This window comes from Umezawaea sp. (assembly GCF_036375055.1).
In the GTDB taxonomy this organism is placed as follows: domain Bacteria; phylum Actinomycetota; class Actinomycetes; order Mycobacteriales; family Pseudonocardiaceae; genus Umezawaea.
This window is the reverse complement of record NZ_DASUSQ010000114.1, coordinates 1-22143: the sequence shown is the minus strand read 5'-3', so window position 1 is coordinate 22143 and position 22143 is coordinate 1. Positions and strand designations below refer to the sequence as shown.

15 protein-coding genes are annotated in these 22143 nt (G+C 72.5%); 9 read left to right on the top strand and 6 right to left on the bottom strand.

Going from position 1 to position 22143, the window contains the following annotated elements:
• Nucleotides 1-45 precede the first annotated feature (45 nt).
• The 4 genes from VFZ92_RS29200 to VFZ92_RS29185 form a co-directional block, all read right to left on the bottom strand.
• The gene (locus VFZ92_RS29200; RefSeq protein ID WP_330879278.1) at nt 46-522 is read right to left on the bottom strand and encodes a hypothetical protein; all 477 of its coding nucleotides are present in this window, start codon (nt 520-522) and stop codon (nt 46-48) included.
• Nucleotides 523-532: 10 nt separating this feature from the next.
• A complete protein-coding gene (locus VFZ92_RS29195; RefSeq protein WP_330879277.1) occupies nt 533-6691 on the bottom strand; it encodes an RHS repeat-associated core domain-containing protein in 6159 nt (2052 codons plus the stop codon).
• 291 nt (nt 6692-6982) lie between these two features.
• The gene (locus tag VFZ92_RS29190; RefSeq protein WP_330879276.1) at nt 6983-8089 is read right to left on the bottom strand and encodes a phospholipase D-like domain-containing protein; all 1107 of its coding nucleotides are present in this window, start codon (nt 8087-8089) and stop codon (nt 6983-6985) included.
• Between the two features lie 116 nt (nt 8090-8205).
• Nucleotides 8206-8835 (bottom strand): TetR/AcrR family transcriptional regulator, encoded by a 630-nt coding sequence (locus VFZ92_RS29185; protein WP_330879275.1) that lies wholly within the window; start codon nt 8833-8835, stop codon nt 8206-8208.
• A gap of 168 nt (nt 8836-9003) precedes the next feature.
• Here VFZ92_RS29185 and VFZ92_RS29180 point away from each other — a divergent pair, with 168 nt between their 5' ends.
• Genes VFZ92_RS29180 through VFZ92_RS29170 form a run of 3 tightly spaced genes read left to right on the top strand, consistent with a single transcriptional unit; the run spans nt 9004 to nt 11738 of the window.
• The gene (locus VFZ92_RS29180) at nt 9004-10110 is read left to right on the top strand and encodes a glycosyltransferase (protein ID WP_330879274.1); all 1107 of its coding nucleotides are present in this window, start codon (nt 9004-9006) and stop codon (nt 10108-10110) included.
• A gap of 40 nt (nt 10111-10150) precedes the next feature.
• Nucleotides 10151-10885, top strand: coding sequence for a histidine phosphatase family protein (locus VFZ92_RS29175; protein ID WP_330879273.1), 735 nt, complete (start codon nt 10151-10153; stop codon nt 10883-10885).
• Nucleotides 10863-11738, top strand: coding sequence for an NAD(P)H-hydrate dehydratase (locus VFZ92_RS29170; RefSeq protein ID WP_330879272.1), 876 nt, complete (start codon nt 10863-10865; stop codon nt 11736-11738). Before VFZ92_RS29175 ends, VFZ92_RS29170 begins: the two co-directional genes overlap by 23 nt.
• Here the strand turns inward: VFZ92_RS29170 and VFZ92_RS29165 are convergent.
• Nucleotides 11735-15166, bottom strand: a complete 3432-nt coding sequence (locus VFZ92_RS29165) for a hypothetical protein (protein ID WP_330879271.1) — start codon at nt 15164-15166, stop codon at nt 11735-11737. The genes VFZ92_RS29170 and VFZ92_RS29165 overlap by 4 nt on opposite strands.
• A gap of 109 nt (nt 15167-15275) precedes the next feature.
• Between VFZ92_RS29165 and VFZ92_RS29160 the strand changes: the two genes are divergently transcribed.
• The 4 genes from VFZ92_RS29160 to VFZ92_RS29145 all read left to right on the top strand — a co-directional run bounded on the left by VFZ92_RS29160 (nt 15276) and on the right by VFZ92_RS29145 (nt 18045).
• Nucleotides 15276-16550, top strand: a complete 1275-nt coding sequence (locus VFZ92_RS29160) for a hypothetical protein (RefSeq protein WP_330879270.1) — start codon at nt 15276-15278, stop codon at nt 16548-16550.
• A gap of 30 nt (nt 16551-16580) precedes the next feature.
• Nucleotides 16581-17006 (top strand): hypothetical protein, encoded by a 426-nt coding sequence (locus VFZ92_RS29155; protein ID WP_330879269.1) that lies wholly within the window; start codon nt 16581-16583, stop codon nt 17004-17006.
• A gap of 89 nt (nt 17007-17095) precedes the next feature.
• The gene (locus VFZ92_RS29150; protein ID WP_330879268.1) at nt 17096-17521 is read left to right on the top strand and encodes a hypothetical protein; all 426 of its coding nucleotides are present in this window, start codon (nt 17096-17098) and stop codon (nt 17519-17521) included.
• Nucleotides 17522-17619: 98 nt separating this feature from the next.
• Entirely contained in the window at nt 17620-18045 is a 426-nt protein-coding gene (locus VFZ92_RS29145; RefSeq protein WP_330879267.1) for a hypothetical protein, read from the top strand.
• Nucleotides 18046-18256: 211 nt separating this feature from the next.
• On the opposite strand, the gene VFZ92_RS29140 is transcribed toward VFZ92_RS29145, so the two are convergent.
• Nucleotides 18257-19858 (bottom strand): alpha/beta fold hydrolase, encoded by a 1602-nt coding sequence (locus tag VFZ92_RS29140; protein ID WP_330879266.1) that lies wholly within the window; start codon nt 19856-19858, stop codon nt 18257-18259.
• A gap of 145 nt (nt 19859-20003) precedes the next feature.
• Between VFZ92_RS29140 and VFZ92_RS29135 the strand changes: the two genes are divergently transcribed.
• Both VFZ92_RS29135 and VFZ92_RS29130 read left to right on the top strand, forming a co-directional pair.
• Nucleotides 20004-21263, top strand: coding sequence for a sensor histidine kinase (locus VFZ92_RS29135; protein WP_330879265.1), 1260 nt, complete (start codon nt 20004-20006; stop codon nt 21261-21263).
• Nucleotides 21260-21913 carry a response regulator transcription factor gene (locus VFZ92_RS29130; protein WP_330879264.1) on the top strand — a complete coding sequence of 218 codons (654 nt, stop codon included), beginning with the start codon at nt 21260-21262 and terminating at the stop codon, nt 21911-21913. Before VFZ92_RS29135 ends, VFZ92_RS29130 begins: the two co-directional genes overlap by 4 nt.
• Nucleotides 21914-22143 lie beyond the last annotated feature (230 nt).

The window sequence follows — 22143 nt, the reverse complement described above, 5'->3', positions numbered from 1 at the left end:
TGGCCGCGCCACCGGCGCGACCACCCCCTGACCGGGTGTTCCTGCTCAGCTGAACTCGGGGAAGTCCTCCGCGATCCAGTGGAGGGCTTCCTCCGGCGAGTCGCGGACCGCGTCCTTCAGCCGCTCCAGCAGGTCGAACCTGCCGATCTGCTCCAGCAGCACGGCGAGGGCGCGCAACTCCTCCCACCGCTCGGGGTCGGGGTTCGCGATCTCCCGTGCCGCCAGCTTCTCCAGTTGCGGGTCCCGCATGTCCGGCCGCAGACCGGCCAGGACCCATCTGGCTCGGTTCGCGAACGGCCCCTCGCCGAGCGCCGAGTCGAACAGCTCCGGCAGCAGCGCCCGGACCAGCTCGGGCCGGTCCGGGGCGCGGTCGTGGATCAACCGCAGGGCGGCGTGCTGGCTCAGACCCGAGGCGAACACCGCGCGCAGCACCTCCACCGCGTCGTCACCGCCCAGCAGGGCGTCCGCGGCGCGGTCGTGCTCCGCGGCAGCGCGTTGGAGCGCTTTCCACCTCTTGTCCACCACCGGCTCCCTAGCGCTTGACCTTGCCCTCGTACTTCCAATCTAGGCCCTCCACCTTCGCCTTGTACTCGGCGAACGGCATCTTGCGGGTGGGGTAGATGGTGTGGTGGCCCGGCGGGTTGTCGTCCTTGACCCACTCCAGGCCCTCCGCCAGCTTCGCACCCCTGGGCAGCTTCCACATCTGCTTGACGCTCGTGTGCTGCTTCAGGGCTTCCTCGGAGTCGAACGTGGACTGACCGATGATCGGGTCCTTGCTGGTGCCCTTCTTCTTGTGCTGCGGCAGGACGTTGCCGTCCTCGTCCATCTCGAAGTCCTTACCGGCCCTGTTCGGGTTGACCTGCGGCCCCTGCGTGGTGTTCTTGCCGCTCGCGTAGAGGTCCGGCCGCTCCTTCTTGGGCTCCGGCTGCTTCTTGCGGGCCTTCTTCCGCTCCTTGGCCTTCTCCTTGACCTTCTTCCAGAGCTTCTTGGCCTTGTGCACCACCTTCTTGATGCGCTCGACGTTCTTCTTGCCTATCCACTTCGCTATCTTCTTCTTGGCCGCTTTCCAGATCTTCGACTTGACGATCTTCTTGATGATCTTGGGTATCCAGACCCTGACCATCTTGACCACCAGGACCTTCACGGTCTTGACGACCCAGGTCCACTTGATGCCGACCTTCTTGGCGAGCCACTTGATGCCGGACCAGACCTGCTTGCCGACCCAGCTGCCGACCCGCTTGAGCACCGGCACCACGTACCGCTTGACGACCGGCACCAGCACCTTGGTCACCACGACCCGCGCCACGACCACCCAGAACCGGCCGTCCGGGTCGGAGTAGGTGACCGGGTTGTTGTTGGCGTAGGCGTAGGCGTTGAGCTGCTGGGGTTCGTCGAACGCGATCTCCGGGTCCGTCGTGACGAACCTGCCCCGCACCGGGTCGTAGGCCCGCTCTCCCAACTGGGTCAGGCCGGTCTCGTCGACGGTGCCGCCGACGAAGCCGCGCTGGTTCGGCCACGACGCCGGTGCCGCGCCCCGGACCGAGCCGAACGGGTCGGTCCGCCGCCGCGTCACCGCCTGCGTCTCGGCGTCGATCGACACCTCGGCCGTGCCCACGTGGTTGGGGTCCATCCAGTGCAGCCGGTCGTCGGCGGTGCGCACGGCGACCGTCTCGTCGTCGTGCACGTAGTGCCGCGTGCCCTCCAGCACGTCGGCGGGCGTGAGCAGCACCTCGGTCGTGCCCAGGTACAGCGTGGTACCGCGGCTGTCCTTGCGCAGCAGCCGCTCGCCGTCCGCGTCGTAGGTGTACGACGTGACCTTGGCCCCCTCGGTGACCTTGGTCAGCTGGCCCTCCAGGTCCCACTCCAGGACCTGGTTGGGTGCCGAGCCGATCTTGCGACCGGTCGTGTTGCCGACCGCGTCGTAGCCGAACTCGTCGACCGACGTGCCCGCCGGACCCGTGGTGGTGATCTTCTGCACCGCGTGCGGCCGGGGCTGTCCCGGTGCCGGGTAGGTGTAGGTGCTGGTCGTGGCCGTGCCGTCGGCCGCGACCTTCGTCTCACCGGTCCGGTTGCCCACCTTGTCGTAGGTCCAGTTGTGCCGGTACGGCGCCGGGCCGCCCAGCGCGCTCGTCCCCGGTCCCTTGGCGCAGTCGCCGTCGGCGGGTGTCCACGCGTCGGTCATCCGGCGCAGGTGGTCGCTCCGGAAGCACTGCGTGTCGGCCGGTTCGCCGGTGTCGGCGCCCGGCTGGTTGTGCAGGCGGGTGATGTTGCCCGCCTGGTCGTAGCCGAACGACGTGTTGGCCACGAGGCGGCCCGCGGTCTCCCGCTCGGTGACCGTGCGGGTCAGCCGCCGGGTGCCGATCTCGTACTCGGCGGACCGCTTGACCCACTTGCCGCCCGCGGACAGCGTCACCTGCTGCGGTTCCGAGTACGGCGTGTAGGTGGTGCCGGTGACGTAGCTCGACTTGCCGGACAGCGTGGTCGGCAGGCCGAGGTTGTTGTAGCCGTAGGTCAGGGTCTCCGTCGCCAGACCGCCCGCGGCGGGCATCGTGGTCGTGGCGACGTCGCCGTCCGGGCGGTAGGTGGTGGCGAACTGGTAGGTGCCCGCCAGCTTGCCCTCGGACGCCGGGACGGTGATCTTCACCCCGGTCGGCCGGTTGCCCGCGTCGACGCCCGTGACCTCCTGCTTGAAGGCGTTGCCACCGACGAACCGGGTGGACGACACCGCCACACCGGGCACCGCGGTGCCGTCGGGCAGCGTGTCGTACCCCCACTCCGCGCGCTTCGGGCCGGCCAGCGTCCCCTCGTGCACGGCGGTCCGCCTGCCGATGTCGTCGTAGGCGAACGCCAGCGCCGTGCCCCGCGAGTCCTTCCTCGTCGCGACCTGGTCGCCGTCGTTGTAGGTCGTCTCCAGGACGCCCCGGTCCGGGTCGGTGCTCTTGACCTCCCTGCCCAGCAGGTCGTACTCGTACCGCCAGACGTTGCCCGCCGGGTCGGTCACCGTCTCCAGCTGGCCGTGGGGCGTGTAGGTGTAGGAGGTCTTGTCGTACTCGCCGGTCGGGGAGGACCCCTTGTACTCGCGCAGCTCGGTGAGCCTGCCCTCGGCGTCCATGAACTTGCTCGTCGGCGTGGCGCCCTCGGGCGGGTCCGTGTCGTAGCGGCTGCCCGAGTAGCTGTGGGTGGTCCGCCACCTCTCGACGCCCTCGACCTTGAACACCTCGGCCGTGAGCCGGTCCCTGCCGTCGTACTCGAACACCGTCTGCGCGGGCAGCGCCGCCTCGTCCGGCACCACCACGTCGGTCCCCGGAGGGGCGTCGTTGTAGTAGGGGCCGTTCGTCTTGATCTCCAGGCCGCGCGCGTCGTAGATCGTGTCCGTGACGACGCGCCCGCCGCCGGGCGCCGGGTCCTGGCTCTGCCGCTCCCGCATCCGGCCGTCGAACAGGTCGACGTCGGTCGCGTAGCCGCCGTCGGGTTGCAGCGTGCGGTTGGTGACGGTGTTCGCCCCGTTGGCGCGCACCAGGTAGGCGTGCTCCGTGCTCGGGCTCTGCGACCGGTCGCGGCCCGGCTCCCACGTCTTCACGACGCGGCCCAGCGGGTCGTACGCGGCCTCCGAGCGCTTGCCGTTGGTGTCGACCCTCGCGGTCGGCTCGCCCCACGCCGTCTCGTACTCGGTGTGCGACGCGTGGCCCAGCGCGTTGGTCATCGTCACCTTCGTGACCGGACCGCCGACCGCCGAGACGTAGGTCGTCGTGCTCTTCGCGCCGAACACGTCGGTCACCTCGGTCTCGCGACCGAACTCGTCGTACTTCGCGCGCGCCACCGTCTTGAACGTCGGCTGCCCGTTCGCGAACCCGCTCAGCTCGTCGCGCCGCGTCGGGTCGCCGCGCAGCGGCTGCGCCCCCAGGGTGTCGCTGCCGTCGAAGAACGTGCGCTCGACGTCGACCAGGTCCGCGGGCAGGTTCGGCGTCTTGCCGCACGCGACCGCGACGGTCTCCTCCTGGTACTCCACGTCCAGGACACCCGTGGTAGGGTTGTGCGAGTAGCTGTAGCGGGTGCACGTGTCGTCGTTCGGGTTGGCCAGGTCGTGCAGCTCCTCCGTCCGCTGGAGCAGCCCGGCCGCGTCGTAGACGTTGTTCGTCCCGGTCTTCAGCGTGCCGCCGTCGGGGTGGAACTCCGTCTGCCGCACCGCCGACTCGCCGACCTTGTGCGCCTTGGTCGTGCCCCAGCTGCGCACGCGGGTCGCCGTCGGCGCCGAGACCCACGGGTCCGTGATGGACCGCTCGGTGACCTGGCCGCCCGCCCGGTCGTAGGTGATCCGCTCGCGCTCGGCGCCCGCGAGGTCGTTGCTGTCCTCGACCGCCACTCCGGTGGAGTCGACGACCTTGACGTCCTTCACGCCCCCGGCGGCCGTCCTGTCCTCGTCCATGCCGCGGAAGTAGAGGACCTCGGTCTGCTCGCGCTCACCGCCCACGACGCCCTTGAGCGTGCGGACGCGGTCGTAGCCGCGCCACTGCGACCAGGTCTTGCGCTCGGCCGGGATCAGGCCGTCCTCTTCGTCGTGGTGCCACGCCGGGGTGCCGACGTAGTCCATCTGCGTGACCTCCGGCGCGAGGCCGGTCGTCAGGTCCTTCTCGGTCACGTCGGACACCACGTACTTGTGGAACCAGTCCGTGCGCTCCTTCGACAGGTCGTCGAGCGAGTCGGGCGTCCACTTGAGGGGGTGGCACCGCTTGGCGTTGGTGTCCTGCGCGGGCAGGTTCGACGGTGCCGCGCACTCCTTCGGCAGGTAGTTCACCGCCAGCTCGCCGCCGGTCTCGGACTTGATCGCCTTCATCCGCCACCAGTTCATCGGCGGGATGCCGTCGATGCCGTCCACCCGGTTGGCCAGCTGGAGGCCGTCGAAGTTGACCGGGGGCAGGGTCGCGGTGCCGCCGACGTGACCGGTGCGCTGGATCGACGCGAGCCACATCCCGGCGCGCGTGCCGTCACCGGGCGCGGGGAAGCTGTGCGTCAGCGTCCACGAGTCGACGTCCTTGGGCGCGGTGGAGTTCCACACCTTCGTGGTGATCTTCGCCAGCCGCTTCTGCGTCCAGAACGTCGGCGTGTACTTCGCGCCGCAGTTCGTGGTGCTGGTGCACTGCTGGTCCAACGGTGTGTCTGGCCAGTTCTGCGGCTGCGTCGTGACGCACTGGGTGCCGGGGACGCACCGGTCGGCCACCGTCATCACGACCTGGGCCACGGCGGGCTTGGTGTAGACCTCGCCGTCGCGCTGCCCGTACTCGATCCGCTCCAGGTACCCGTCCCGCACGTAGCCGCTGACCTTGGTGGCGGTCAGGTTGCGGGAGTAGTTGTTGGTCTCGGTCTTGTAGAAGTAGCTCATCGTGCTGCCGTGCGCGTCGACCACGTAGTCGAGGTTCCAGCGCCACGCCTGCGTGCAGTACGACGCGTCGAACGTGCTCTGCCTGCACGGTTCGCCGGTGTGGTTGCCGAAGACCGGGACCGTCCACGCCGAGTTCGTCGCCTGCTCGCCCGAGACCCACCCCGGCAGCTTGTGCAGGCCGAAGAAGTACTGGACGCCGTCCTTGGTCGTGACCTTCCACGACTCGCCGTCGTTGTCCCCGTTGTCCGTGCCGGTGACCCGCTCGATCTTCGAGCCGTCGTCGTTGCGCAGCCGCCACGCGCCGGTCGCGTCGTCGCGCACCAGTTCGCCGCCGCTGCCGTTGAGCGACAGCGTGGCGTTGTCCGTGCGCCAGCACAGGTCGCCGGTCTTCTTGGCGTTGTTGCCGTCCTTGGTGTCGGAGGCGCACCCGGTGTAGCGGCGCTCGATGTAGCCGCCGGGGTTGAAGTCGAAGCCCTCGCCCGCCCAGCTCGGCTGGTTGTTCGTGGCCGAGGTGCGGGCGTCGACGCTGCCCGAGGAGTACGACAGCGTCAGCTCCGGGTCGGGCCCCTCCAGCGCGGGCGGGACGCCCATGTCGTACTGCCAGGTGAAGTCGCCCGAGGACTCCCCGGTCGACCACGTCGACCCTGGGGACAGCGACGACGCCTGGTAGTCGCCCGCCCCCGAGGAGGCCGCCGCGGTGATCGCGAACAGCTGGTTGTCCTCGCCCGGCGCCACGTCCGCCGCCAGGGTGCCGGAGCCGTCGTTGCTCGTCCTCACCGGAATCGCCTGGCAGTCGGCCTCGTCCGGCGACGTCAGCGCGCACTCGGGGAGCACGGCCAGTCGCAGCCGGGTCGCCCAGTCACCCCCGTAGGCGTCGCGGAAGCCGGAGTAGTCGACCTTCACCTCCACCGGCTCGTCCTTCGCCCCGGCGAGCCGGAACACCGGCCCGTCGAGCCGCCGGTCGAGGACCTCGACCCGGACCGCCTTCTCGGTCGCGGCGCGCGCCCGCGCGTCCGCCTTCCTCGTGACCGTGATCGGGCCCGCCGACGCGGACGCCTGCCGTGCGCCCAACCGCGCCTCGGTGGAGGTGGCCGCGGGCCAGGAGATCGCGGGCGATCCCTTGAGCGCCTTGTCCTCCGCGGCATCGGGTTCGTTCGGCCGCACCGCCACCGCTGTGGTCGGGACGGACTTCTCGGTGGACGCCGACCACTCCGGCTCGGCCAGTGCGCTCGGCGGGATCGCTGTGACGAGACCGGCGGCCACCACAGCGGCTATCGCCGCACCGGTCCATCTGCGGGATCTAGGAATCATGCAGTGCCCTCCCACGCATGCTTCACCACTCAGGCATGACTGCCTGGGAGGAATACTCGGGGTGGGAGGGATCCGCAGACACACTTTTCGCCACGGCCTAAAGTTCTTCCGCTCCAACGGGATTCGTGCCCGGATCACCGATCGCGCCGAATGCGTCCGGTCGGCTCAGCGATCGTCCTGATCGGATCCGCAGTCGGTGCAGCGGCCTTGCTCCGACTCCCAGAAGTTGGTTCGTGGTCCCGCAACCACCGCGTCCGGGCGGCGGGAGGGCGGACCGCCCTCCCGCCGGGATCACGACGCGGCGGCGCGCAGGGCCCAGAAGTTCGAGCGGTACTGGTCGTGGACGGACGCCGACTCGATCCGCAGCAGCGTCTCGTCGTTCTCCCGCAGCGCGGCGTTGGAGTAGTTGTGGCTCCCGGTCATGACCCACTTGGAGTCCTTCTTGCCCGCGTACGTCCCCTCGACGAGCAGGTACTTCGAGTGGACCTCGTGGGCGCCCGCGATCTGGTGCAGCACGATGCGGTCGTTGCCGGTGAGGTAGCCCCGGCTGCCGGCGTCGAGGGTGGTGTAGACGACCTCGATCCAGCACTTCTCGTTGGCGAGGTCGCGGAGCTCGCGCGCGATGTCGTCGCGGCTGAAGTACCACATGGCGATCCGGATGACGGTGCGTCCCGTCTCCGTCCCCGTCGAGGTGTTGCCCTCGCAGGTGACGTTCTCGTTCAGCATGTTGTAGATGGTGTCGCTGGTCTCGTCGCTGCCCGCCCTGGGGAAGAAGTAGGCCTTGACGGCGCCCGCGGAGACCGTGCGGTAGTAGTCGCTGTTCTTGACCTTGGCGGCCAGGTCGTCGAAGTAGGCGAGGTAGGCGTTGTACAGCGCGGTGTTGCCCACGGTGGTGACGGCGTTGTTCCACAGCGCCGTGTAGTTGCCGGAGTTGAGGTTCGACGACTGCTGGACGACCACGTTGGACGACCCGAGCGTGGAGGAGAACAGGAAGAACTTGTTGTGCATGATCGGCGTGCCCTTGCTGCCGATGCACGCGGCGTCCTTCGTGCACACCGTGACCCTGCTGCCCAGCGCGCTGATCAACGACTTGGACGGTGCCGTGCCGGAGTCGGAGTGGTCGAGCACCACCCGCACGTCCACGCCCCGGTCGTGCGCGGCGACCAGGTCCGCGGCGACCCCCGCGTCGTTGAAGTGGAACATCGCCATCCGGATGCTCGACCCCGCGGCGGCCCCGTTGATCAACGACCGGTCGTGGTCGACGATCGCCCTCTGCCGCGCGGGGACGGTCGGGTCGTTGAAGATCGCCCCGCCCACCACGGCCGCCGCGGCGGGTTGTGCGGGGACGACCAGCGCCATCACCGCGAGCGTGCTGAACAACAACCTGACAACCCTCATCCGGGCACCTCCTGGGCGTGTCGCGAACCCCTGTACTACACCGGCGACCGGGAGGGACGGCCGACATTTCGCCGTGCTCGAAATAGGGCGTCCGGGATCGGGAGGGCGGTGCCGCCCTACGGGCGCGCGAGCAGGGCCGCGGGGAGCGCTTCGGCGAGCCAGGTCTCGGACTCGTCGAGCGACCAGCCGAGGTCGTCCGTGCGGATGAAGTAGGCCGCGTTGCAGAGGTGCAGCCAGAACAGGTCGGTGGCCCTCGCGACGTCGACGTCCTCGCGCAGCGCGCCCAGGTCCGCGAGCCGCTGGGCGGCGCGGGCGAGGCCGCCGCGCATGCCGGCGTGGGCCACCCGCTGGCTCTCCCGGACGGTCGGCTCCTGCGGCGCGGCGGCGGCGACCTGCCGCATCAGGTCCGACCACTGCTCGAACACGAGCCTGGTGGAGCGGACCACGAACAGGACCAGCTCCCGCGGGTCGTCGATCGACTCCATCGTGGCGAGGACCGCCACGACGTCCTCCGCCGTGGTGCCGGACTCGATCAGCGTGCGCAGCAGCCCGCTCTTGCCGCCGCCGACCGCGTAGACCGTGGCGGGCGCGACCCTGGCCGTCCGGGCGATCTCCTCCACCTTCGCGCCGAAGTACCCCTTGCGGACGAAGAGGTCGCGGGCCGCGTCCAGGATCGCCCGCTGCGTGGCCCTGGCGTACTCGGCCCTCCTGCCCGCGGGGACGGCGTCGTTCGGCGGAGGTGACACGCGGTGGATCTTAACTGCTACGGTGTCATCAGAGTTGACTCTGGCGAACCGACCCTGGTCTGGTGAATCAACCGGAGTCGGTCGCGGAAGGGCTCCGCGGGCGTCCTGACCGCCCGCGCCACCAGCACGACACACCGCGCCGATCGGCGCACGTCACACGGGACTGCCATGCGAATCCTCTTCACCGCGATGCCCTCTGCCGGTCACGTCCTCCCGCTGATGCCGCTCGCGGACGCCGCGACCGCCGCCGGGATCGAGACGGCGGTGCTGACCTCGGGGGAGTTGGCCGCGCTGGTCGCGCCGCTGCCCCTGCTGCCCGCGGGACCGTCCACCGAGGAGATGATCGACAGGACCGTGCGGCTCACCGGGTCCCACCCCGCCCAGCCGGGACCGGGGGCGGTGGAGATGTTCGCCGGGGTGCACGTCGACCTGGCCTTCGACGAGGCCCTGCGCCAGGCCGAGGAGTTCGGGCCGGACCTCGTCGTGTGCGAGGAGTTCGACTTCGTCGGGCCGATGGTCGCCGCCGCGCTGGGCGTCCCGTGGGCCGCGCACGGGATCTCCGGGCCGGTGCCCGAGGTGCTGTGGGCCGCGTTCCGCGACCGCCTGGCCGGGGAGTACCGGAGCCGGTCGCTGACCCCGGTCCCGAGGATCGCGCTGGTCGACCCGTACCCCGACGTCCTGCGGTCGTCCGCCGAACCGCCCGCCGCTGACCGGATCACCATCCGCCCCGTGGCGAACGGGCACGGGCGGGAGCAGGACGCCTGGCGGGGCGTCGAGTCCGACCTCCCGCGCGTCCTCGTCACGGTCGGGACCACGGTGCACGACGACGCCGCCCTGTCCGCGCTCGTCGCGTCCGTCGCCGACGCGGGCTTCACGGTCGTCGTGACGGCACGGCCGGAGCAGCTCTCCGCCGACGTCGACCCGCGCCGCGTGCACGCGGTCGGGTTCGTGCCCCTCGCCGAACTCCTGCCGACCGTCGACCTCGTCGTCACGGCCGGGGGCACCGGCACGCTCCTCGCCGCGCTGTCCCACGGCCTCCCCCTGGTGGTGCGGCCCTTCATCGCCGACCAGCCGTGGAACGCCGCCAGGGTCGCGGACCTGGGCGCGGGCGTCGTCGTCGACGACCCGGCGGACGCGGGAGCCGCCGCCCGCCGGGTCGCGGACGACCCGGCGTACCGGGAGGCGGCCGGGCGGGCGGCGGCGGGCCTGGCGTCGACGAACTCCCCGGAGGAGGCGCTGCGCGGGCTCCTCGCCCTGGTCGGCGCCCCGGCCTGACGGTGGTTCCCGCCCGGCCGGAACGGGTAGTACCCGGACCATGACGGATCTCGGGTGGGTGGGTGTGGTCAGGCACGGTGAGAGCACCGGCAACGTGAAGAGGGAGGAAGCGGAGGCGGCCGGGCTCGACGTCATCGACATCGCCGAGCGGGACGCGGACGTGCCGCTGTCCCCGCTCGGCGAGCAGCAGGCCGCCGCCGTCGGGCGCTGGCTGGCCTCCCTGCCGAGCGGGCGGCGGCCGGACGTGGTCGTGTGCTCGCCCTACCAGAGGGCGCTGAGCACCGCGTGGCTCGCGGTGGACGAGATCGGCTACCAGCCCGTGCGGCTGGTGGACGAGCGGCTGCGCGACCGCGAGCTGGGGGTGCTCGACCTGCTCACCGCGCGCGGGGTCGCCAACCGCCACCCCGACGAGCTGGTCCGCAAGGAACGGCTCGGCAAGTTCTACTACCGGCCTCCCGGCGGCGAGTCGTGGGCCGACGTGGCGCTGCGGCTGCGCTCCCTGCTGGGCGACCTGGAACGGCGCCACCAGGGCGAGCGGGTGCTGCTGTTCGCCCACGAGATGACCGCCTACCTGCTGCGCTACCTGCTGGAGGGCGTGCCGGAGAAGGACCTGCTGGCCCTGGCGCGCAACACCGTGGTCGCCAACGGGTCGGTGACCTCGTGGGTGCGCGAGGGCAGCGGGTTCCGGCTGGAGCACGAACACGCCACCGAGCACCTGCGGGACCGGGGCGTCCAACCGACGGAGAGCGAAGATGCCGAAACCGAATCGGTCTGAACCCACCCCGATCACCTCCGCGCTGCTGCGCGAGTGGACGCTGCCCAGCGACGGGAGCGGCACCGTGCTCGTGGTGGGCGGTGCCCGGCGGGCTCCGGGCGCGGTGCTGCTCAGCGGCATCGCCGCGCTGCGCACCGGCGCCGTCACCCTCCAGCTCGCGGTCGCCGAGCGGCACGCGTCCGGGCTCGGCCTCGCCGTGCCGGAGGCGCTGACCGTCGGCCTGCCCGAGACGGGGAACGGGGCCGTGTCCCGCGACGCCGCGGACGTCCTCGCCGACCTCGTCCCGGACGCGGACGCCGTGGTGGTCGGGCCGGGCCTGACCGACGCCGACGAGACCGGCGCGCTGCTCGACCGGCTGCTGCCGCTGGTCCCCTCCCACGTCCCCGTGGTGCTCGACGCGTTCGCGCTCGGCGCCGTCGGCAACCACCCCGACCTCGCCGCGCCCGTGCACGGCAGGCTGGTGCTGACGCCCAACACCGTGGAGGCCGCCTACCTGCTCGGCCGCCCGGACACCCCCGTCGAGGACCACGTGGACGCGGCCGTGGAGATCGCGGAGCGGCACCGGGCCGTGGTGAGCCTGATGGGCGTGGTCGCCGAACCGGGCGGACGGGTGTGGCGCGACGGGACCGGGCACGTCGGGCTGGCCACGTCGGGCAGCGGCGACGTCCTGGCCGGACTAGTGGGCGGCCTGCTCGCGTGCGCGGTCGACCCGGTCCAGGCGACCTGCTGGGCGGGCCACGCGCACGCGATGGCGGGCCAGCGGCTGGTGCCGAGGACCGGGCTGACCGGGATGCTGGCCCGCGAGCTGCTGGACGAGGTGCCGCTCGTGCTCGTGGAGCTGCGCGTGGGTTAGCGGCACGGTTCGGCCGCGCACAGCCTGGCCATCACCTCCTCCGGGTCGAGTTCCCACCGGATCACCCGCGGGTCGGGGCCGGAGGAGGTGAGGTCGTTGGACGGGTCGAACACGACGGCGTCGACCGGTCCCGTGTGGCCGGTCAGCGTCGCCACGTGCGCCCGGTCGGCGACCCGCCACACCGTGATCAGGCTGTCGTTGGCCGCGGACGCCACGGTCGTGCCGTCCGGGCTGACCGCGACCGACGTGACCTCGCCGCGGCCGGTGACCAGCGTGTGCGGCCCGGCGTCGTCCCACAGCGCGACCTCGCCGCTCGTGTCGCCCACCACCAGGGTGGACGAGCGGGGGACGGCCGCGACCGACTTCACCGCCGGGCCGCCGTCGCGCACGACCGCGACGTCCCCGGACTCCGGGTCCCAGCGCAGCACTCGGCCGTCCGCGCCGCCGGTGGCCAGCGCGGAGCCGACGAACGCCACGCTGTTGACCGGACCGGAGTGGCCCGTCGGCAGCGTCCGGCCCGGCTCCGGCGAGTCGAGGTCCCACACCACCACGGAGGCGTCCTTGCCGCCGGTGGCCACCTGCCTGCCCGACGGGCTCAGCGCCAGGCTCGTGATCGCGCCCTGGTCGCTGTGCCAGGTGCGCACCGGCTGCTCGCCCCGCCACGTGCTCAGCGTGCCCTCCGCGTCCGCGGCCACGAGCAGGCCGTCGGCGCGGAACGCCAGCGCGGTCACGTGCGCGGGCACGTCGATCCGGCCGACCTGCCTGCCCCCGCCGTCCCACAGCAGGATCATGCGGTCCCGCCCGCCGGTCGCCAGGAGCGCGCCGTCGGCGGAGATCGCGATGCCGTCCGGCGGGCTGGTGTGCCCGGTCAGGGGCGGCAGCGGCAGCCGCCACAGGCTCACGTTCTCGTCGCCGCCCGCGACGAGGTGCGAGCCGTCGGGGCTCAGCGCCGCCGCGTAGAACGGGTGCGTGCGGGTGATCAGCCCGGTGAGCCACCCGCCGTCCGGGACCCTCCACCAGCGGATGCTGCCGTCGTCGCTGGTCGACACGAGCTTCGTGCCCGCGGCGTCGAACTGCACCGACCGCACGCCCCCGACGTGCCTGCGCAGACCGGACTTCGCGCCCGTGGCCAGCACCCGCAGCACCACCTGGTGGTCGTCGCCACCGGAGGCGAGGGTGCGGCCGTCGTGGCTCAGCGCGACGGTGCGCACCGCGGCGTCGTGGTCGTCGAACGTCCGCGGCACGCCGTGCTCCACCACCAGGACACCCTTCTCGCCCGCGACCGCGAACACCTCGCCGTCGTCGCTGACCGCGAGGCCGTTGACCTCGCCGAGCTCGTGGACCACCTGGCCCGTCCGCGTCCAGTCCTCGGTGCGCCACACCTCCACCGCGCCGCCTGCCAGCGCCGTCACGGCGGTCCTGCCGTCCGCGGTGAACACCAGGGCCCGCACCCCCGCGTCCATCGTGACGGTCCGGAGCGGCAGGTGCGTGCGGGTGTCCCACAGCACCACGCGGCGGTCGTCACCCGCGGACGCGAGCACCGCGCCACCCGGTTGGAACGCGAGCGCCCGCACCGCGCCGTCGTGCTCGGCCAGCAGGAACGGGGAGTCGACCGACGCGGTGGCGCGCAGCAGCACGGTGTGGTCCTCGCCCGCGGTGGCGAACACCGTGCCGTCCTGGCTGAACGCGACCGCGCGCACCGGCCCCCGGTGGTCCTTCAGCACCGTTCGCGGGGGTTTGTACGCGGCGGTGCTCAGCAGCGCGCCGCGCGCCTCCGCGGTGGGGGAGGTGCGGTACGCGGACACCGCCAGCAGCGCGGCGGCGTCCGGCCACGACGCGCTGAGGTCCTGCGCCTGCACGGCGATCTGGCGCGACTCGGCGACCAGCCGCTGGCGCACGGCGCTGCGCCACTGCACCACGGCCACCGACGCCACCACCAGGCACACCACGGCCAGCGCGGCCAGCGCCTTCACCAGCCCGCGCAGCCTGCGGGCGCTGCGGTGCCCCGCCTCCCGCTCGGCGTTCTCCCCGTCGACGGCGGCCCGCAGGAACTCCCGCTCCAGCTCGTTGGACGACACCGCCCACTCCATCCGGCCCGCCAGCTCCCGCATCGCGGCGAGCCGGGCACCCCGGTACAGCAGCCCCGGATCGCGTCCCGTCGCCCGCCAGGCCGCCGCGGCCGTGGTGAAGTCGCGGTGCAGCCGCAACGACTCCCGGTCCTCGTCGATCCACTCGCGCAGCCGGGGCCACGCGCGCACCACGGCCTCGTGCGCCAGTTCCACGACGCCGTCCGCGACCACGACCAGGCGCGCGTTCGCCAGCACGTTCACCACGTGCGCGGTGTCGGTCGGCTTGCCCGCGGCCAGCACCTCGTCCAGCGGCGCGCGGCGGCGCAGGTCGTTGGCGTCGTCGTAGGTCTGCACCAGCCGCAGCAGCACCGAGCGGGCGACCACCTGACCACGGGGGGACAGCTCGGCGTAGGTGCTCTCGGCGGTGGCGGCCACGGCCCCCGCGACCCCGCCGCTGGCCCGGTAGCCGTCGAGCGTGAGCGTGCCGCGCTCACGCCGCCTCCACGTCTCCAGCAGCGCGTGCGAGAGCAGCGGCAGCCCGCCCGGTCTACCGCGCACGTCGGCCAGCGCCGCGGCGAGCATGTCCGGCTGCACCTTCAGCCCCGCCCGCACGGCGGGCTGCTCGACGGCCGCGCGCAGGTCGTCGTCGGTCATCGGCCCGACCAGAACCTGCCCGTCCCGCAGCGCCTCCACGAGCGCGGGCAGCGCGGCGCAGTGGCCGAGGAAGTCCGCGCGCACGGCCAGCACGAGCCGGTGGTCGCCGTCGAGCAGCGAGGCCACGAACGCCTCCCGCTCGGCGGCGCTGTCGACGTGCGTGAACAGCTCCTCGAACTGGTCGACCACGACGAGGTCCGCCGTGCCGCCCCGCCACGTCGTCGGCGTGGTGGTCAGCACCTCCCAGTCGTCCACCGCGGGCAGCAGACCCGCGTGGATCACCGAGGACTTGCCCGACCCGGACGGCCCGAACACCCCGACCACGCGCTTCCCCCGGACCCGGTCGACCAGTTCGGCGACCAGCTCCTCCCGGCCGAAGAACCGCTCGGCGTCGCGCTGCCCGAACGGTGTCAACCCTAGGTAGGGAGGGAAGTCGTCCCCCTCGCCCGTGGCGGCCTGCCGCCAGCGCTCCTCCCACTCGGCCGCGTCGCCGTCGCACGCCCGGACGTAGGCGAGCGCCACGGCAAGCGACGGCAGGTGCTCACCACCCGCGGCCTCGCTCAACGCCGTGGCGGAGTAGTGCGCGCGCTGGGCCAGCGACCGGTAGCTCGGCGAGCCCGCCTCCGCCCGCAACCGCCGCAGCTCCCACGCGAACCGCTGCACGGGACCGCTGTCGGGGTCGATGGAACGCTCTCGTCTGCCCACAGGACTCCTCGTCGCTTTGAACTCTTTTGATTGACCAGCTCCCGCGCGGGCTGCTGATCAATCCCGTTCGCCCTAGACCTTGTGGGGCGAAGGACGAGCGGGAGTGATCATGGGCAAACGTTGGAGCACGCTAGTTCTACTGGTCTGCACGTACGCGGTGGCCGCGGCGTTGCCGGTGCGGGCCGAGGAGGTGGACGACCTCATCCGCAGCAGGCCGGTGGAGGCCTTCTCGCTGACACCGGACTGGAGCCTGGAGGCCTACGCGGAGAACCTGGAGACCGCGCTCGGCACCACCAGGTCGGTCGCGGCGGTGCTCGGCGACGCGAACCGCCCGCTGGAGACCTGTTCGGGCACGCAGCAGCAGGCGCTCCCGGAGCACTACGCCCGCACGGACCACCCGCTGACCTCGGGGCAGATCCTGCACAGCAGCGACCGGTTCTGCTGGGACGACGGCGACAGCGAGGTCACCTACTGGCAGCCGCAGGGCATCACCGGCTCGTCCGACGCCGACGACGACGGCCTGTGGGGCGAGAACCGCGTCATGCTCGTCAGCTGGCACTACGACCTGACGGGGCCGGACAAGGGCGTGCGGGTGTCGTTCCTCGACGTGGCGAACCGCAGGTACCGGCACGTGCTGCTCGTCGAGCCGACGAGGACGACGACGCCGAACTACACGGCGGTGCCGATCCACGCGGGCGGACTGGCCTGGCTCGGCCACCACCTGTACGTCGCCGACACGTCGGGCGGGCTGCGGGTGTTCGACGTCAACCGCGTCCTGGAGGTCTCCGACGCGCAGGACGTGATCGGCAGGAGCGGCAGCGCCTACTACGCCCACGGCTACAAGTACGTGCTGCCCCAGGTGGGCGCGTACAAGCAGGCCGTCCAGACCCCGTGCACGCCCAGCGCGACGCAGCTCTGCTTCTCGTCGCTGTCGCTGGACCGCAGCACCACGCCGGACACGCTCGTCGTCGGCGAGTACCGCGACCAGCGCAGCACGGACGCCGCGGTGGACGGTGGCCGCGTGGTCCGCTACCGGGTCGACGCGACCACCCGGCTGCCGGTGCTGACCAACGGCAAGGCCGTCGCCCAGGACGCGGTGACCTCGCCGCGCAGCAACGTGCAGGGCGTGCAGACCTGGAACGGGCGCTACTACCTCGGCCGCAGCTCCAACCGGCAGCACAGCTGGATGTACTCCGGCACGACCGGCGGGGCGACCACCACCAACAGCTGGGCCGTCGGCGGCGAGGACCTCTACCACGAGCACGGACCCGGCACCACCGCCGGGAAGCTGTGGACCGTCACCGAGCACGCGTGGTCCGCCGACGGCGGCACGTTCGTCGACAAGCGCGCGATCTTCGCCGTCCCGCTCACCGACGTCGACTGAAACCCCGGCAAGCACAACCGGAAGGCAGCCATGCGCAAGATCGTGCTGGCCCTGTCCCTGGCGTTCGCGGCCGTCACAGGTATCGCGTTGCCCGGCACGGCTTTGGCCATCGAGTACGAGATCGACGACGGGGTCCTCGGCACACCGCCGTCGGACGAGGTGTTGCAGTGCGACGTCCCCAGGCCCGCGGTCTACGTCTGCTTCGAGCCCAGCGGCGACCGCTGGTGGGTGCTCGACTCGGACTCCGACGGCAAGTCGGCCATCGTGGACTGGGAGAACTTCCGCGGCGGTTCCCTCTACCGCAACGGCCGCTGCGTCAACAGCCACGGCTCGGGCACGTGGGCCTCGTGCAACAAGAACTACTACGAGGACAGCACCCTGAACGGCCGCCAGGGCGTCTGGAACCGCAGCGTCGGCTCCTGGCCGGACTACTACGGCTGGTTCAAGTACATGTGACCGCCGCCCCACCCGCTCGCCGACACCGGGCGAGCCACCCAGACCCGTCCCTCGCGGAGGGGCGAAGTCAGCACAACGGGAAGGTTCTCATGCGCAAGATCGTGTTGGCCCTGTCGATGGCCGTCGCGGCCGTCCTGGGGCTTCTGGCACCGGGTACGGCGATGGCCGCCGAGTACGAGACCGACTACGCGGTGGCGGGCAGCCTGCCGCTGGGCGAGCTGCTGGCGTGCGACGACCTCCGGGTGGGGGTCCAGGTCTGCCTTGAGCTGAGCGGCGACCGCTGGTGGGTGCTCGACAACGACTCCGACGGCAAGTCGGCCGTCGTGGACTGGGAGAACTACCGCGGCGGCTCCCTCTACCGCGAGGGCCGCTGCGTCAACAGCCACGGCCTCGGCGTGTGGGCGTCGTGCAACAAGAACTACTACGAGGACAGCACCGTGCGGGGTCGCGCGGGCGTCTGGAACCGCAGCACCGGCGCTTCCCCGGACTACGCCAACTGGCTCTGGTTCATGTAGGCGGGTCCTCCACCACCGATCGTCCGGTCCGCCGCACACCCGCGGCGGACCGGTCCCGCCCTCGCTGAGGAGCGGTTCTGCACAACGGGAAGGTTCTCATGCGCAAGATCGTGTTGGCCCTGTCGATGGCCGTCGCGGCCGTCCTGGGGCTGTTGGCACCGGGTACGGCGATGGCCGCCGAGTACGAGACCGACTACGCCGTCGTGGGCACACCGCCCACGGGCGAGCGGTTGAGGTGCGACGACGACCTGTTCGCGGTCACGGTCTGCCTGGAGGTGAGCGGCGACCGGTGGTGGGTGCTGGACAACAAGTCCGACGGCGCGTCGGCCGTCGTGGAGTGGGAGAACGTGCGCAACGCCTCGCTCTACCGCAAGGGCATCTGCATCAACAGCCACGGCCTCGGCGTGTGGGCGTCGTGCAACAAGAACTACTACGAGGACAGCGCCCTGTTCGGCCGCGCGGGCACCTGGAACCGCAGCTCCGGCGCCCAGCCGGAGTACACGGACTGGTTCACGTTCATGTGACCGGATGCCCCGCGCGTTCGTCGGGAGGTTCTCGTGCGCACGGTCGTGGCGGCCCCGTCGACGCCCGTCGCGGCCGTCAGGGGCCGTCGGCACCGGGTACGGCGGTGGCCGCCGAGTACGTGACCGGGACGTCGTCGACCGCGACGGGCGAGCTCCGCTGACGGTCCCGGCCCGCCGCTCGCACGCGGCGGGCCGGGACCTCCGCGTCGGGTCAGCCCGCCAGCGCCGTTCCGGTCGGGTCGAAGGTCTTCGCGGTGGTCGGGCCGTCGGGTCCCGGAGCGCCGGGGCAGCCGTCGTCGATCCGACCGGTGGTGAAGTAGCGGACCAGGTCGGCGGCGCACTCGGGGACGCGCAGCACCGAGCCGTGGACGTCGTCCTCGACGGTGTAGGTCCTGCCGCCGACCTCCGCCCGCATCCACGCGGTCCACTCGAAGACCGACACGACCTCGTGGCGGTGCCCGGCCAGCACCAGCGAACCGGAGCCGTGGCGCAGCCGGTGCTCGCGCACGGGCAGCGGCCACCCGGCGCACCCGGCCGAGAAGTCGAGGGAGCGTCCGGTCACCGGGTTGTCGGCCAGGCGCTCCTGGAACGCCGCCCAGGCGCGCTCGAAGTCGAGCCTGCTCGGGTCCTCGTTGCAGAGGGTCGCACGGCCCATCGTGCGGTTGTTCAGCTCGGGCGCGCCCGGTGGCGGCGGCTGGCTGGGCGGGCCCACGACGACGTCCTTGAACGTCGGCGGCGCGGTCGGGCCGGTCGACTCGCGCAGCTCCTTGAGCACGGTGCCCACCAGCGGCCAGACCTCCGAGGGCTGCACGGCGCTCACGGCGATGATCGAGCCGTCGACCGGCATCGGGACGTCGGTGTAGCGCCGGGGGTGGGCGTCGAAGTCCGCGATCAGGGCCAGGACGGTGGCGCGCACCCGCTCGGGTGTGGAGCCCAGGCCGTAGGCGTCGTCGTGCTGGGCCAGCCAGGCGAACTGCCGGGCGGAGCTGCGTTCGGCGGCCATCGCGCGGTCGTCCTCGAAGGTGTCCAGCCGGAAGCGCGGCGGTGCCACGCTGTCCAGGAACACCCGGCCCGCCGCGGCGGGGAACGCGCTGCGGTAGACCGCGCCCAGCCACGTCCCCCAGGACACACCGAGGAGGTTCAGCCTCGGCTCGCGCAGGGCGGCTCGAACCACGTCGAGGTCGCGGGCCACGTTCTCCGTGGTGAGCTGCCCGAGGAACGCGGGATCGCTGTCACCGCAGGCCTTGTTGGCCGCCGCCTGGAGGTCGAACACGGCCTTCGCCGCCTCCCTGGTGATCGGCCCCGGCGCGGGCTCCTGCCCACCGGGGCCGGGCGGCGCGCAGTCCACCTTGGTGCTGTTGCCGACACCGCGCGGGTCGAAGCCGATCAGGTCGTACCGCTCGCCGAGCCGCCTGGTCTCGTCGTTCTCCAGGCCGACCTGGACGCCCATCAGGTACCCGCTGCCGCCCGGCCCGCCGGGGTTGAGCGCGAGGCTGCCCAGCCTGTGCTCCTGGTCGGTGGCCCTGAGCCGCGTGATCGCCACGTCGATCCGCCTGCCGCGGGGCGAGCCGTGGTCGAGCGGGACACCGACCGTGCCGCACTCCAGCCTGGCCAGCTGGGCCCGGACCTCCGGCAGCCTCTCGTCGGGGACGCCGAGGCCGCGCAGCACGTCGTCGGAGTACGCCGGACAGGTCCGCCAGGCGACCTGCGGCGTCGTCCCGGACGCGTGGGCCGGGACGACGGCCAGCGACGTCAGCGCGGCGGCGGCCACCACCGCCGCGAAACCCTTGCGTGTCAACACTTGTCGTCTCATGCGGTCAAGGCTGGCACCGACGTGGGCCGGTCCGCGTCCGTCCGCGTTCGCACGGTGGCGTCTGCCGCGCGGGGTGGTCGGGGCGGCCGATATACCTCTCGCGACGGACGCGGGCCGACCCGAGCGGGTCCTACGCTCGCGGGTCATGACGCAGCGGCTGGGGGAGTGGGCGCGGTCGTCCGCGGTGCGGGACGCGGCGCTCGCGGTGGTGCTGCTGGCGGCGAGCCTGCTGGTGAACGGCGTCGAGGTCGCGGACGGTCCCGTCGACCCGGTGGTGTGGTGGACGGCGACGGGGTTGGCGGCGGCGGCGGTCGCGGTGCGCGGCCGGTGGCCGGTGGCCATGACGGCGGTCGCGGCGGTGGCCGTCACGACGCACCTGCTGGTGCGTGCGCCGATCACCCCGGTCGACCTGAGCGTGCTCGTCCTCCTGGGCACGGTCGCGCTGCGGCACCGGCGCGCCGTGTCGCTCGTGGTGCTGGGCTGCCTGGTGCTGGTGGCCACCGGGTGGTTCGGGTCCGCCGCGCTGTCCGCCCGGCCCGCACCGGGGCCCGCACCGGGGCCCGCCGAGCCCCGTCCCGTCCCGCCCGTCCTCCTGCCGGAGCCGCCTCCGTCCGCCGGGGAGGGCTCCTGGGACACCGCGCGCGACGAGCTGACCGTGTTCGTCTCCGCTCTGGTCGCGGCGTGGGCCGTCGGGTCGGCCTCCCGCAGCAGGCGGGCGCACCTCGACGAACTCCGGGCGCGGGCGCGGGAACTCGAACGGGACCGCGACCTCCAGGCGGCGTTCGCGGTGGCGGCCGAGCGGGGGCGGATCAGCCGCGAGCTGCACGACGTGGTGGCGCACGGGCTGTCGGTGATGGTGATCCAGGCGCAGGGCGGGGCCGCCGCGCTGGACAACCGCCCCGCCGACACCCGCTCCGCGCTCGACGCCATCGTCCGCACGGGCCGAGAGTCGCTGGCCGACATGCGCCGGGCGCTGGCGGCGGTGGGCGCGGTCGACGACACCCGGCACCCGAGGCCGGGGCTGGCGCAGCTCGGCGCGCTGGTCGAGCAGGTGCGGACGGCGGGCACGCCGGTGGCGCTCCGCGTCGAGGGGACGACCGTGCCGCTGCCGTCCACGGTGGACCTGTCGGCGTACCGGATCGTGCAGGAGGCGTTGACCAACACCATGAAGCACGCGGGCAGGGGCGCGAAGGCGGAGGTCGTGCTGTCCTACACGGGGGCGGAGATCGGGATCAGGGTGAGCGACGACGGGCGCGGCGCGGGCGAGGGCGCCCGCGGCGGCCACGGGCTGAGCGGGATGCGCGAGCGCGTGCGGCTGCTCGGCGGTCACCTCGTCGCCGAACCCGGCCCCGGCGGCGGGTTCGCGGTGCGCGCCGCCCTGCCGATCCGGGGGAGCGGGTCGTGATCCGGGTGCTGATCGCCGACGACCAGGCCCTGGTGCGCACCGGGTTCCGGATGATCCTGGAGAACGCCGGGGACGTGCGGGTCGTCGGCGAGGCCGCGGACGGCGCCGAGGCCGCCGAGCTGGCGTCGGCGCTGCGGCCGGACGTCGTGCTCATGGACGTGCGGATGCCCGAGGTCGACGGTGTCGACGCGACCCGCCGCATCTGCTCGGGCGACACCGGCACGCGGGTGCTGATGCTCACGACGTTCGACCTCGACGAGCACGTCTACGCCGCCGTCCAGGCGGGCGCGAGCGGGTTCCTGCTCAAGGACACCCTCGCCGCCGACCTGCTGTCGGCCGTCCGCGTGGTCGCCCGCGGCGACGCCTGCGTGGCGCCGAGCGTGACCCGCAGGCTCCTCGAACGCCACGTCGGCACGGCCTCCCCGCCCGCCGCCGCGGCCCTGGACGTGCTGACCGAGCGCGAGCGCGAGGTGCTCGGCCTCATCGCCCGCGGCCTGTCCAACAGCGAGATCGCGGTCCACCTGTTCCTGGCGGAGGGCACCGTCAAGACGCACGTGAGCCGGGTGCTGGCCAAGCTCGGCCTGCGCGACCGCGTGCAGGCCGTCGTGCACGCCTACGAGTGCGGCCTGGTCCGCGCCGGGACGCACTAGTGGCTGGGTGAGGTTCGGACCCTGGTCCGCTGCGGGTGATCAGCCGCGGGCCACGCAGGGTCCGGAGGACACGGGCACGTCTGCCGGTCGGGAGCGTGCCGATCCTCCGGCGCCGCCGTGAGGATCGCACGAAGGCGGCCGGTCTCGGTCGATCCCGCGCTCTCCCCACCACGCAACGCCGTCGAACGCCGCTTCCGGAGAACCAGGACGTGGCGAGGCCCGGCCACACG